Source organism: Streptomyces griseosporeus (genome assembly GCF_014656055.1).
Classification (GTDB): Bacteria; Actinomycetota; Actinomycetes; order Streptomycetales; family Streptomycetaceae; genus Streptomyces; species Streptomyces griseosporeus.
In genome coordinates this window covers 482,680-495,723 of the sequence record NZ_BNBR01000005.1, presented here as the reverse complement: position 1 = coordinate 495,723, position 13,044 = coordinate 482,680, and the positions used below count along the sequence as shown (strand labels likewise).

General features: G+C 71.5%; 11 protein-coding genes and 1 pseudogene. 4 read left to right on the top strand and 8 right to left on the bottom strand.

Translation table 11 applies throughout. The features are described from left to right. Window positions 1-7 precede the first annotated feature (7 nt). From IE308_RS25320 to IE308_RS25295, 6 genes and pseudogenes are all read right to left on the bottom strand, one after another. The gene (locus tag IE308_RS25320) at window positions 8-946 is read right to left on the bottom strand and encodes an SRPBCC domain-containing protein (RefSeq protein ID WP_190219670.1); all 939 of its coding nucleotides are present in this window, start codon (window positions 944-946) and stop codon (window positions 8-10) included. Window positions 947-997: 51 nt separating this feature from the next. Further along, entirely contained in the window at window positions 998-2,635 is a 1,638-nt protein-coding gene (locus IE308_RS25315; RefSeq protein WP_190219669.1) for a polyamine aminopropyltransferase, read from the bottom strand. A gap of 121 nt (window positions 2,636-2,756) precedes the next feature. After that, window positions 2,757-3,275: a DUF2617 family protein gene (locus IE308_RS25310; protein ID WP_110629404.1), complete on the bottom strand. Its 519-nt coding sequence runs from the start codon at window positions 3,273-3,275 to the stop codon at window positions 2,757-2,759. Window positions 3,276-3,651: 376 nt separating this feature from the next. Then, a complete protein-coding gene (locus tag IE308_RS25305; RefSeq protein WP_190219668.1) occupies window positions 3,652-4,023 on the bottom strand; it encodes a hypothetical protein in 372 nt (123 codons plus the stop codon). 192 nt (window positions 4,024-4,215) lie between these two features. After that, a pseudogene (locus IE308_RS25300) lies at window positions 4,216-4,425 on the bottom strand (tyrosine-type recombinase/integrase); the annotation flags it as partial. Between the two features lie 7 nt (window positions 4,426-4,432). Further along, window positions 4,433-5,410, bottom strand: a complete 978-nt coding sequence (locus IE308_RS25295; RefSeq protein ID WP_190219667.1) for a M35 family metallo-endopeptidase — start codon at window positions 5,408-5,410, stop codon at window positions 4,433-4,435. A gap of 743 nt (window positions 5,411-6,153) precedes the next feature. Between IE308_RS25295 and IE308_RS25290 the strand changes: the two genes are divergently transcribed. The 3 genes from IE308_RS25290 (at window position 6,154) to IE308_RS25280 (ending at window position 9,203) form a co-directional block, all read left to right on the top strand. Next, window positions 6,154-7,347, top strand: a complete 1,194-nt coding sequence (locus IE308_RS25290; protein WP_190219666.1) for a pyridoxal phosphate-dependent aminotransferase — start codon at window positions 6,154-6,156, stop codon at window positions 7,345-7,347. Beyond that, on the top strand, window positions 7,344-7,919 hold the full coding sequence (locus IE308_RS25285) for a uridine kinase family protein (protein ID WP_190219665.1): 576 nt from the start codon (window positions 7,344-7,346) through the stop codon (window positions 7,917-7,919). The genes IE308_RS25290 and IE308_RS25285 overlap by 4 nt, the downstream gene beginning before the upstream one ends. Before the next feature lie 75 nt (window positions 7,920-7,994). Further along, on the top strand, window positions 7,995-9,203 hold the full coding sequence (locus IE308_RS25280) for a putative hexosyltransferase (protein ID WP_373314586.1): 1,209 nt from the start codon (window positions 7,995-7,997) through the stop codon (window positions 9,201-9,203). A gap of 36 nt (window positions 9,204-9,239) precedes the next feature. Here IE308_RS25280 and IE308_RS25275 read toward each other — a convergent pair whose 3' ends face one another. After that, window positions 9,240-9,770 carry a YbjN domain-containing protein gene (locus IE308_RS25275; protein ID WP_110629400.1) on the bottom strand — a complete coding sequence of 177 codons (531 nt, stop codon included), beginning with the start codon at window positions 9,768-9,770 and terminating at the stop codon, window positions 9,240-9,242. Between the two features lie 150 nt (window positions 9,771-9,920). On the opposite strand from IE308_RS25275, the gene IE308_RS25270 reads away from it, so the two are divergent. Then, window positions 9,921-10,406, top strand: coding sequence for a hypothetical protein (locus tag IE308_RS25270; protein WP_190219664.1), 486 nt, complete (start codon window positions 9,921-9,923; stop codon window positions 10,404-10,406). Between the two features lie 4 nt (window positions 10,407-10,410). On the opposite strand, the gene clpB is transcribed toward IE308_RS25270, so the two are convergent. Next, complete coding sequence (gene clpB, locus IE308_RS25265) at window positions 10,411-13,011, bottom strand: ATP-dependent chaperone ClpB (RefSeq protein WP_190219663.1); 2,601 nt, start codon at window positions 13,009-13,011, stop codon at window positions 10,411-10,413. Between the last annotated feature and the right edge of the window lie 33 nt (window positions 13,012-13,044).

The following is a 13,044-nucleotide window of genomic DNA, read 5'->3' as shown; positions in this document are numbered from 1 at the left end:
GGCACGGTCAGTGCCGCCTGCGCAGCACCCGTCCCGCCACCACCGCCGACGCCACCACCACCGCTGCCGCCGGGACGGCCCAGCGCAGGGCCGCCGAGGCCGGGGAGACCGTCTGGGGGACGGGGACGGGGGCGTAGCGGCCGCGCGGCGGGGCGTGGTCGACCTCCTCCGCGCTGCGGCCGATCATCGTGCGGCGGGCGTGGGCGGCCTCGGCCACGGGGCGGCCGTCGAGGCCGGCGGCGGGATCGTCGAGGTCGTCGTCGAGGCCGGCCGGGTAGTCGTCCTCGTCGGCCAGGGGGTCCAGGGACGGCGGGGGGACCTCCGTGTCGAACACCGACGGGGCGGGCTGCTCGCCGGACGCCGACGGCGCGGGGTCCTCGCCGGACGCCGACGGCGCGGGGTCCTCGTCGGCCGCCGGGGGGCGTTCCGCGAGCGGCGGGGGCTCGTCGTCCGCGTCGGGAGTTGTCTCGAAGTCGGTCGTGGCCGCCGTCTCGAACTGGCCCGCGGACAGGAGTTCCGGTGACTCCGGAGTCGCTTGCTCGGCCAGTCCTTCTCCGAAACGGTTCAGCAGGCGGGTCACCGCCGCGGTCACCTCCTCCGCCGGCAGCTCGGCGATCCGGCCGTCCGCCGTCGCCGTACCGGCGAAGGAGAGGCGGGTGCCGCCCTCGGCGGCGGTCAGGCGCAGGGTGAGCGACGGTTTCACCGAGCCGCTGCCGCGGGCCTCGGTCGCGTCGGCCTCCACGGCGTACGAGCCGTCGTCGCCCGCGGTGATCCGCAGCGTGCCCCGGTAGGTGATGGTGTGCCCGCCCACCCGGAGCCTGAGCCGGCCGGACAGCGGCTCGTCGTCCTGCTGGAGCCCGGGCACCGCCCGGGCCACCCGCGCGGGGTCGCCGAGCACCGCCCGCAGCCGCTCGCCGGGTACCGGAACGAACACCTCATGCTCCATGGCGCGGACTCTACCCAGCGCCGGCCGGAACGACCCTCCCCCGGACGAACCTCAGTAGCGCGGATGCACCAACGTCGACACCCGCGTCCCGCCGAGCCGCGTGCCCTCGGCCGCAGCCGCGTCCGCCGCCAGCCCGGCCGTCGTCAGCGTCCACGGCGGCGGCCCGCCCGGCGGCAGCCCGAGCACCGGCCGCCGGTCGGCCGAGGCGAGGACGAAACCCCAGTCGTGCGGCACCCGGAAGGTGCCCGCGGAGCGGTCCGGCCCGGCGGTGAAGCCGGTGTCACGGCCCGCGACCCGGTAGGGCACGGTGTACAGCCCGGCCGCCCGCATCGTCGTCTCCACCGTCCAGAACACCCGCGGCCGGGAGGTCAGCGGCCCGGCGTGCACGACGAGCCTCCCGCCGGGGGCGAGCACGCGCCGGGCCAGGCCGTAGAACTCCTGCGAGTACAGCTTCGTGCTCGCCGTGATGCCCGGGTCGGGCAGATCCGAGACGACCACGTCGTACGACCCCGCCGGCGCCCCCCGCAGCCAGCCGAACGCGTCGGCCGTGGCGACGTGGACGCGCGCATCGCCGTAGGCGTGGCCATTGAGGCGGGAGAGCGCGGGGTCGGTGCGGGCCAGCCGGACCAGCCCGGCGTCGATCTCCACGACGTCGACGCGGCGGACGTCCGCGTGCCGCAGCACCTCCCGCAGCGCGAGCCCGTCGCCCCCGCCGAGGATCAGCACGCGCGCGTGCCGCCCGTTCAGCGCGGGGTGGACCAGCGCCTCGTGGTAGCGGCGCTCGTCGCGTCCGCCGACCCTGAGCCGCCCGTCCAGGTACAGGTCGAGGGGCCGGCCGGCCGTGCCGCCGGTGAGGACCACCTCCTGCACGCCGGTCTGCAGCGCGACGCGGATGTCGTCGCCGTAGACGGCGTGCCGCGCGGCCTGTTCGAAGTCGTCGACGAGGACGGCGGCGGAGGCGAGGACGCCGAGCACCGTGACGTTGGCGGTGAGCAGCACCCAGCGGGCGCGGCGGCCGAGGTCGCGGCGGAAGAGCCCCAGGACGAGCGAACCGCCGGCGACGACGTTGACGGCGCCGGTCAGCAGGGAGCTGGTCAGCTGGCCCAGGAACGGCAGCAGCAGGAAGGGGAAGGCGAGGCCGCCGACGAGCGCGCCGACGTAGTCCGCGGCGAACAGGTCGGCGACCGCGCCGCCCGGGTCCTGCCGGCGGACCCGCTGGATCAGCTCCATCAGCAGCGGCACCTCGGCGCCGATCAGCAGCCCGATGGCGAGGGAGAACGCGACCAGCAGCACGCGCGGGCCGTTCGCCCAGATGCCGCCCCAGTCGCCGGTGAACGCGAAGACGGCGTACAGCGCGAGCGCGCTGCACCCGCCGACCAGGGCGAGCAGCACCTCCAGGGCGGCGAACCCGGTGGCCGCCTGCCGGCGCAGCCGTTTGGCGGCGAGCGAGCCGACGCCCATCGCGAACACCATGACCGACAGCACGACGGAGGCCTGGGTGACCGAGTCGCCGACCAAGTAGGAGGCGAGCGCGACCAGTTCCAGCTCGTACACCAGTCCGCAGGCGGCGCACACGAACACGCACGCCAGCACGAGGAACCGTCCCGTCGCCGGCCGGACGGGCAGCCGCGCGGGACCGCCCCAGGGCGGCGGGGTGCCGGGCGGGGCGGGCGCGTGCGGTTCGATCACGGAAGCGACGTTACGTCACGCCTACGGCACGCTTCGTCACCCACACGTGTGGAACCGGGCGTTGTCCGGTCCACGGAGGTTTGCGCTCCGATCGACGCGTACCGCCTCCGGCGCGCCGGTGTCACAGCGCCGCCGGCACCCGTACGCCCACCCGGGTCCGCGTCGCGACCAGTTGGCCGTCCTGCGGATACGCGTGCCACGTACGCCAGTGCACGAAGCCGTCGCGGCGGTGGGCCAGCATCGCCGTGAAGGCGTGCGGGCTGCCGGGGAAGACGCCGGCGAGGCCGTGCGGGTGGTCGGTGACCAGGGCGAGGAGTTCCTGGGCGCGGCCCGCGAAGGAGCCGGGCGAGAGCACCTCGACCCGCGCCGCGAACTCGTACTCCCAGTCGCCCACGCGCTTGGCCACGCCGAGCGGCAGCGGGGTTCTGCTGCCGGGGATGCAGGCCACCGTCTCGGAGCAGGTGCCCCGCTCCTCCTCCAGGAGCACCTGGTGGGAAGCGCCGAGCAGCCGCAACTGAAGCTGCGCTCCGGCTAGTTCGAGGTCGAGCGTGGCGAGCGCGGGGAGCGGTTCGCGTCCCAGGGCCCAGGCGAGGTCGGCCGCGCGCGTGTCGGTGTAGGAGGTGTTCAGGGTCGTGAGCATGGATCAGCTCCGCTAGCACGCAAAGGAGAGGGCGTTGGTTCGGCGCACCCCGGTCGACACCGGGAGATCGGCCCGGTCAGCCCAGTCGGGCAGGCGTCCGCGCAAGACGTCCGAGGGGCTGGGGTGGTGATTTAGAGGGAATCATGAACTGTGGCGCCGCCACAGCGTTTTTACCCAACTTCGTAGGGTTTCCATCCCCTAGAGGGCTCCACAGCTCAACTGTTCAACCTCGGCGCACGCCCCGACGTCACGAGCGCACGCCCGCGCATGCCGTAAGACGCACACAGGACACACAACCGCGGGGCCCGGCCCAGGCCCGGACCCCGCGGTCGTTCTCGGATGCGGTTCCCCCTTGCTGGAGCTCAGCTGCCCCGTGTCAGCTGCCTCCCCCGCATCCGCCCCCGCCGCCGCAGGACGACCCGCCTCCGCAGGACGAGCCGCTGCCGCAGGACGAGGAACCACCGCCGCAGGACGACGAGCCACCGCCGCAGGAGTGCCCCGAGTGGTGGTGCCCGTGTCCGCCGTGGTGGCCGCCCGAGGACGAGCCGCTGTCACCGACCCACCAGCCGGCACTGCCGGCGGCGTAGGAGTCGGTGCTGCTGCCGCCGCTGTACGACCGGCCGCCCGTGCGGCCGGATCCGCGCCGGGCGCCCGCGTACTTGCGGGCGTTCCGGCCGGCGCGTACCGCCGAGACGACGATCGCCACGACGACGACCGCGATCACTGCCAGGATGATGCCGATGACCATGGCGTCACCCTCCTTTCCGAAGACCCGGAAGATTCCCCCGAAGCAGCCCCCCGTGGGTGCCTCGCTCGGTGCGTGCCCGGGAGATGCCCAAGCCCCGCGCGACCCAAAGCAGAGTTGAGGAACTTCAGAGGGTTCTCGGACGACGACGACCCCTGACCTGCACAGAAGCGCAGTTCAGGGGCCGTGCGCACTTCACTGGGCCGTCTGGGGGCCGTGATCTTCCTGCGAGCGACGCTGAAACAGGCTGTCGATGGCACGCCGGGCCCGCTCGCGGCTGTCGGGCATCAGGTGGGCGTACACGCGCAAGGTCATACCCGGATCGGCATGCCCCATGTTTTCACTGACCGCCTTGATGTTCTCGCCCGCGTCCAGCAGCGCGGAGGCGTAGAAGTGCCGGAGGGTCTTCCGATCATAGTTCGTTGACGAAGCCGGCGTAATTGTCAGGGTTGAAGATTGCCTTCCGAGGATTGGTGCGGGCTAGATTCAAGCAGGCACTTTCTCCGGATGCAGGGTCGCCAGCAATACCGCATGCTGCGTGAACCCATTCATGGACTAAGGTCATGGACTTGCAGAAAAATCCAGGATAGACCGGTGCGTCCAAGAATGGCTTACACAGGAACACCTTTCCTGAATTCACCACGGTCCACGCGTGCACGTTAGGCGTGCAGTCGATCATTTGCAGGTTATACACCACCGGAGGGAAACCGTCCAGCCTGTTCGCGATGGTGTAGTAGTTTCCATCGACGAGGTCGCGGAGTGTAGGAGGGTACGGTGGGACCGCTTGTCCATTTGCACCAAACCATCTGTAGTACAGGCTATCGGGATTATTGCCTCGTAGCCTGTCTCCTGCTCTCCTAGCCAGAGACGCCGCCCGGTTGTGCGCGCTAATTGTGTCGTTTCGTTGGGTGGGTGTGCCGCCCTCGAGAAATGGTGTAGCGGCGCGCTCTGCGGACAGCGGTGGCTCTTCGAGCCTGATCGCCTGACCAATCGTCATGCGCGGAGGGTCGCCACGCGAGAGCGTGAATGACACGCTGGTCTCTGCGAGAGGCAGGGGCTCGAACTCGTCAAGAGCGTGTGTGGGGGCGGCGTCTTCGGCGATCGCGTATACATCGTGCACTGTTGCGTTAAGTGTTACGGTGTATTCTCCTGGCGCCTGCACGGGGTAGATGCGTGAGATATCAACCTCGACCGATTTGGAGGCTCCGGGAGCTAGGTTTATGTACTCCTTCGCCAGAGGGCTGCCTCGACGGAGCAGCTTCCCATCGTATGCGATGTCGTTTCCATCTCGCGTTACTGTGAGAAAGTTGAGCGGTTCATCTTCGAGTGGCAGATCCCAGGTCAGCAGACGGTAGGTCTCCTGCCCCGCGTTACGGATCTCGAACGTCACCGTGATCGGCTCGCCCTGTCGATAGTTTGAACGGGCACGGAGAGTGCATTCGAATGTTGAAGCATCCATCTTGGAGTCCCGGAAAGTGTGCGGTTCAACAGTTGACGGCGGAACTGCAGAGTCTTGATCCGCTGTTTCAAGCAGCTTCTAGTGTTTCTCTTGAAATGCTGTTACGCCACTTGGGGAATAAGGGGGCGGGTAGGACAGATTGCGGTGTGCACGCCAGTCTGCCCCTGAAGCCATAGTGATCCGCGTGACGCCGCGTCGACTTGGCGGCCGGTCCGGTGCGGCCTTGAGGACGCTCAGCATGGCCGGATGGGGCTCGGTGTACAGGACCGGCCGTACGTTTCCGTCATCAGAGTTCAGCAGCGCGCAGCGGGACAGCGTCACCGTAGGCTGCGGCGACTGGCAGCGCGTCGGCCCTTCGCGAAGTGACATCAGGAGAAACTGCCCTGCTATACAGCAGCGAAGTACAGCGACACCGCGACCGCACCCAGTCGTAACCGACCGCAGGCACCTGGACGACCAGACCGACAGACCTCAGCGCCCCCCATAGTTCGCATCCAGGGGCACACCGCGACACCCCCGCCCGGGCCGGCTCTGGGCCGTGCGGGGGTGCTCAACGACGACAGACCATGACGGCCGACGACGGCTCCATCCCTGGTCAGAGATGGCGCGTTGGGCGCTCCCCCAGGTGAGGATCACGGAAGGCTAGTTGAGGAACTCCAGAGCTTCGGCGCACGATGGCCCGCATGACCTCCATGCCGCGCCCCCTCCTCAACCGCCGGCTCGCCGAGTTCGGGACGACGATCTTCGCCGAGATGTCGGCCCTGGCCCTGAGCACCGGCTCGATCAACCTCGGTCAGGGATTCCCCGACACCGACGGGCCCGAGGAGGTCCGCGAGGCGGCCGTGCGGGCGTTGCGCGACGGGCGTGGCAACCAGTACCCGCCGGGTCCCGGCATCCCCGAGCTGCGTACCGCGATCGCCGCCCATCAGCAGCGCCGCTACGGCCTCGCCTACGACCCCGACACCGAGGTCCTGGTGACCGCGGGCGCGACGGAGGCCATCGCCGCCGCGCTGCTGGGGCTACTGGAGCCGGGCGACGAGGTGGTGGCGCTGGAGCCGTACTACGACTCCTACGCGGCGTGCATCGCGATGGCGGGCGGGCGGCGCGTGCCGGTCACGCTGCGGCCGCGCGACGGAGCGTTCCGGCTGGACCTGGACGAGCTGCGGGCCGCCGTCACCGACCGCACCCGGCTGCTGCTGATCAACACCCCGCACAATCCGACCGGCACGGTCCTCACCCGTGAGGAGCTGACCGCGATCGCCGCGCTGGCGGTGGAGCGGGACCTGCTGGTGGTGACCGACGAGGTGTACGAGCACCTGGTGTTCGACGACGTCGAGCACGTGCCGCTGGCGAGCCTGCCGGGGATGCGGGAGCGGACGGTGACGATCGGGTCGGCGGGCAAGACGTTCTCCTTCACCGGCTGGAAGGTCGGCTGGGTGACCGCCGCGCCGGGGCTGGTGGCGGCGGTGCGGTCGGCGAAGCAGTTCCTGACGTACGTGTCGTCCGGGCCCTTCCAGTACGCCGTCGCCGAGGCGCTCGCCCTGCCCGAGTCGTACTTCACCGCCTTCCGCGAGGACATGCGGGCCAAGCGGGACCTGCTGGCGGCGGGGCTGGCGGAGGCGGGCTTCGGGGTGTTCCGCACGGCCGGCACGTACTTCATCACCACCGACATCAGGCCGCTCGGCGAGAGCGACGGCATCGCCTTCTGCCGGGCGCTGCCCGAGCGCGCGGGCGTCGTCGCGATCCCGAACGCCGTGTTCTACGACCACCGGGAGGCCGGCGCGCCCTTCGTCCGCTTCGCGTTCTGCAAGCGCCTTGAGGTGCTGGAGGAGGCGACCCGACGGCTGGCGAAGCTGCGGGCGCGGTGACGGGCCCGGCGACCGGGGCCACCGGGGCGCCCGTCCTGCTGATCGGCGGGGGTGCCGGGTCCGGCAAGAGCGAGCTGGCGAGGGGGCTGGCGGCGGCCGACCCGGGTCTCGCCGTCGTCCACCTGGACGACTTCTACCACTCCGACCCGGACGCCGGGGTGACCGTGGAGAAGCTGGACGGCACGGGCCTGGTGCTGGACCGGGCGCACCCCGGGTCGCTGGACCTCGTGCGGGCGCTGGCGGCGGTCGACGGGGCGCGGGCGGCGCGGGCCGTCGTCGTGGAGGGCGTCTTCGCCCTGTGCTTCCCCGAGCTGCGGGAGCGGGCGGCCCTGTCCGTGTACGTCGACACCCCGGACGACGTGCGGCTGGCCCGCAAGATGCTGCGCAAGCTGCAGGCGGGGGAACCGGACGCCGTGCTCATGCTCCGCAACCACCTGCACTTCAGCCGGCCCCGGCACGCCACGCACATCGCGCCCACGCGCCGGCACGCGGACCTCGTCCTGGACGGCCTGGAGCCGGTGCCGGGCCTCGTCGCCGCGACCGCCGCCGCCTTCGCGGCGGCCGCGTACTAGAACGCCCGTCCAGACCCCACCCGCCTGGACGTCCTCTGGTCGCGGCCCGGCGGTGCGGGCTGCAAGGTGCTCGGTGTGAGTCACGCCAGCAGCACGCTCGTACCCACCCCTGCCCGCACCCGCCGGCCCGCCGGAGAAAGGACGGCACGCGTATCCGGGGCGTCCCCTCTCGCCGCGCTCGGGTTCGCGGTCGGTCTGTTCGTCCTCGCGCGGCTCGCGGGGGCCGCCGTCCTCGCCGGGGCCGCCTGGGCGGTCGGCAAGCAGCCGCTGGGGCTGCTGGGCCGGTCCTGGGACTCGCTGTGGTACCTCGGGATCGCCGCCCACGGCTACGGCCGCACCCTGCGCTTCCCGCCCGACCTGCTCTACAGCGACCTGGCGTTCTTCCCGCTGTACCCGGCCCTCGTGCGGGCCGTGTCCACGCTGACCCCGCTGGAGGGCGCCCCGGCCGGCCTGGCCGTGGCCTGGCTCGCGGCCGGCGTCGCCGCCTGCGGGATCTACCGGTGCGGTGAGCTGCTGTACGGCCGTGCCGTGGGCACCGCGCTGGTGCTGCTGTGGGGCCTGCTGCCGCACTCGGTCGTGCTGTCGATGGGCTACACCGAGCCGCTGCTGACCGCGCTGGCCGCGTGGTCGCTGTACGCCGTGCTGCGCGGCCACTGGGTGCGGGCGGGCGCTCTGGCGGCGCTGGCGGGCCTGTCCCGGCCCAACGGCTTCGCGGTGGCCGCGGCCGTGGTCGCCGCGGCGGCCTGGGAGGTGTGGCGGCGCCGCGGGCGAAACGTTTCCCACAGGCTGTGGACGGGCGCCGCGCTCGCCCCGCTCGGCTGGGCGTCGTACGTGCTGTGGGTCGGTCACCGCAAGGGCGACCTGCTCGGCGGCTACTTCGAGGTCCAGCGCCGCTGGGGCTCCACCTTCGACTTCGGCCGCGGCTCGCTGCACTTCGTACGGCACCTGCTGCTGCGCGGCGACCGCCTGGTCTTCCCGATGGTGCTGGTGATCGTCGCCGCGGCGGTCGTGCTGTACGCCCTGCTCCTGCTGGACCGCGCCCCGCTGCCGCTGCTCGTCCACAGCGGCGCCCTGCTGCTGATCGCGCTCGGCGGCTCCGGCTTCTTCGAGTCCAAGCCGCGCTTCCTGCTGCCCGCCTTCCCGCTGCTGCTGCCGCTGGCCCGGGCCCTGGTGCGAACGGCCAGAGCCCGGCCCTGGCACGCGACCGTGGTGGTCGGTGCCCTGGCCGGGCTCTCGTTCGGCTACGGCGCCTATCTCGTCGTCCTCGCGGACACGCCGCTGTGACGGCCGGCAGCCGGTGCCGGGCAGGGGGAGGGGGATCTACTCGTCGCCCTCCTCGGGCGTGTCGGCCTCGTTGACCTCCTGCTCCAGACCGAGCTGCTCCACGAGCCAGCGGTCGAACTCGATCGCGGCCCGTACCCAGCTCACCGTGGAGGAGACGAAGAACTCCAGATTGACGCCCGCGCCGATCAGCATCTGCGCCTCGCCGATGAGGCGGACGGTGCCGTCGTCGTGGGTGTGCGTGTAGACCTTGGGCCACAGGGTGCGGCGGTTCCAGTCGTCGACGGACTCCAGCAGCTGCGGCTTCTCGTCGATCTTGTGGGGGCGGTCGTAGAACGTCCGCACCGAGAAGACCTGCTGGTCACCCTCGCCACGGAACATGAAGTACGTACGGAACTGCTCCCACGGGGCCGCGAGGTCGCCTTCCTCGTCGACGACGTACTTGAGCTCCATCTGGTCGAGGAGCTGCTTCACGAGATCCTGATCCGGGACGACGGGGCCCGCCGGTCCTTGGGGCTGCGGCTGGGGCTGGCCCCCGAAGTTCGGAATCGAGGACGGGTCGATGGTCACCGTGTTTTTCCCTTCGTACGGATCCCGCCATCCTCCCTCACCGGGGGAGGGGGGAGGCAAGCCCCGACGTGCCCTGTCAGCCGTCGGCTGACATGATCTGGCCGGTCGCCGGCGGGCACGGGCCGGCCAGGGACACGGGGGCGGTGCGGTATGGCGGTACGCCGGGACGGGCGGGGACGGACCAGGTGGGGGCTGGTGGCGGCGCTGCTGGCCGTACCCGCGCTGCTGGTGCTCGTGCCGTTCGCGTGGTTCGTGTGGGCCTTCGCGACCTCCGACTTCCCGCTGGGCGGCGGCAAGGAGGACGTGTCGTGCGAGGAGGCGCTGCACTTCGGCGGGGCGCAGCTGCCGGCGGGGGCGTACGACACCGACTGCGAGACGCAGTCCTGGATGGACACGTACTACGGCGGCACGTTCCGCATGCCGCGGGCCGGGGTGCGGGACTGGCTGGCGACGCTGTCCCCGCAGGGCCCGCAGCCGGGTGCCACCGGCTGCGACCACGGCGCGGATCTGTATCTGAATCTGGACGCGGCCGACAGCGTGCTCCCGCCGGGCGCCGCGGCGGCCGCGGTGACGGTGAACGTGACGTACGAGAACGCGACCACCGCGCGGGTGCGGTGGTCGGCGTTCACGTTGTGAGGGGTCAGAGGGTCTTGCCGGTGGTGGCCGGTCCGACGATCAGGCCGTCGCCGAAGGCGTCGACGCGGACCGTGTCGCCGTCCTTGACCTCGCCGGCCAGGATCTCCTTGGCCAGCCGGTCGCCGATGGCGCTCTGCACGAGCCGGCGCAGCGGGCGGGCGCCGTACGCCGGGTCCATGCCCTCGGTCGCCAGCCAGGCCAGCGCCTCGTCGGTGACCTCCAGCGTCAGCCGCCGCTCGGCGAGCCGCCGCGCGAGCCGGTCGATCTGCAGCTTGGCGATCCGGCTCAGCTCCTCCTTGGTGAGCGCGGAGAAGACGACCAGGTCGTCGAGCCGGTTGAGGAACTCCGGCTTGAAGGACGCCCGGACGACCTCCAGCACCTGCTCCTTCTTCTCCGCCTCCGTGGAGAGCGGGTCGACCAGGAACTGGCTGCCCAGGTTGGAGGTGAGGACGAGGATGGTGTTGCGGAAGTCGACCGTGCGGCCCTGACCGTCCGTCAGCCGCCCGTCGTCGAGGACCTGGAGCAGGATGTCGAAGACCTCCGGGTGGGCCTTCTCCACCTCGTCGAGCAGCACGACGGAGTACGGCCGCCGGCGCACCGCCTCGGTGAGCTGGCCGCCCTCCTCGTAGCCGACGTACCCGGGGGGCGCGCCGACGAGGCGGGAGACGCTGTGCTTCTCGCTGTACTCGCTCATGTCGATGCGGACCATGGCCCGCTCGTCGTCGAAGAGGAAGTCGGCGAGCGCCTTGGCGAGTTCGGTCTTGCCGACGCCGGTCGGGCCGAGGAAGAGGAACGACCCGGTGGGCCGGTCGGGGTCGGAGATCCCGGCCCGCGAGCGCCGTACGGCGTCGGACACGGCCCGCACGGCCTCGCCCTGCCCGATGAGCCGCTTGCCGATCTCGTCCTCCATCCGCAGCAGCTTCTGCGTCTCGCCCTCCAGCAGGCGGCCGGCGGGGATGCCGGTCCAGGAGGCGACGACGTCGGCGATGTCGTCGGAGCCGACCTCCTCCTTGACCATGGTGTCCTTGGAGACCTCTTCCTCGGCCTCCGAGGCGGCCTCCAGCTCCTTCTCCAGGGCCGGGATCTCGCCGTAGAGGAGCTTGGAGGCGGTGTCGAAGTCGCCGTCGCGCTGGGCGCGTTCGGCCTGCCCGCGCAGCTCGTCCAGCTTCTCCTTCAGCTCGCCGACCCGGTTGAGGGACTGCTTCTCCTTCTCCCAGCGGGCACCCAGGCCGCGCAGCTCCTCCTCCTTGTCGGCGAGGTCGCGGCGCAACCGCTCCAGGCGCTCGCGGGAGGCGGCGTCGGTCTCCTTGACGAGCGCCAGCTCCTCCATCTTCAGCCGGTCCACGGCACGCTGCAGCTCGTCGATCTCGACGGGCGAGGAGTCGATCTCCATGCGCAGCCGGGAGGCGGCCTCGTCGACCAGGTCGATGGCCTTGTCGGGCAGGAAACGGGAGGTGATGTACCGGTCGGACAGGGTCGCGGCGGCGACCAGCGCGCTGTCCGCGATCTGCACCTTGTGGTGGGCCTCGTACCGCCCCTTGAGCCCGCGCAGGATGGCGATGGTGTCCTCGACGGTCGGCTCGGCGACCAGCACCTGCTGGAACCGCCGCTCCAGGGCGGGGTCCTTCTCGATGCGCTCCCGGTACTCGTCGAGGGTCGTCGCGCCGACCATGCGCAGCTCGCCACGGGCGAGCATGGGCTTGAGCATGTTGCCGGCGTCCATGGCGGAGTCCCCGCCCGCGCCGGCGCCGACGACGGTGTGCAGCTCGTCGATGAAGGTGATGATCTGCCCGTCGGAGGCCTTGATCTCGGCGAGGACGGTCTTCAGCCGCTCCTCGAACTCGCCGCGGTACTTGGCGCCCGCGACCATCGCGCCCAGGTCGAGCGCGACGAGCCGCTTGTTCCTGAGCGACTCGGGCACGTCGCCCTTGACGATCCGCTGGGCGAGCCCCTCGACGACGGCGGTCTTGCCGACGCCGGGCTCGCCGATGAGGACGGGGTTGTTCTTGGTGCGGCGGCTGAGCACCTGCACCACGCGCCGGATCTCCTGGTCCCGCCCGATGACGGGGTCGAGCTTGCCCTCGCGGGCGGCGGCGGTGAAGTCGGTGCCGAACTTCTCCAGCGCCTTGTACGACCCCTCCGGGTCGGCGTTGGTCACCCGGCGCCCGCCGCGCGCCTTCTGGAAGGCGTCGAGCAGCTTCTGCGCGGCGGCGCCCTGCTGGGTGAGCACGTCGGCGGCGGCCCCGCCCTTGGCGGCGATGCCGATGAGCAGGTGCTCGGTGGAGAGGTACTCGTCGCCGAGGTCCTTGGCCCGGGCCTGGGCGTCGGCGATGACGGCGAGCAGCTCGCGGTTGGGCTGCGGGGGCGCGACGGTGGACCCGGTCACGCTCGGCAGCGAGGCGAGCACCTTCTCGGCCCCGGCGCGGACGGCGGCCTGGTCGGCGTCGACGGCGGCGAGCAGATCGACGATGTTCTCGTTGTCCTGCCCCTGGAGCAGGGCGAGCAGCAGATGGGCAGGGGTGAGGTCGGGATGTCCCTCGGTCACGGCCCGGTTGCTGGCCGCGTTGATCGCGTCCCGGCTCCGGTTGGTCAGCTCGGCGTCCACGTTCGCGTTCTCCTCCTTGAGCGGTCGGCCTTC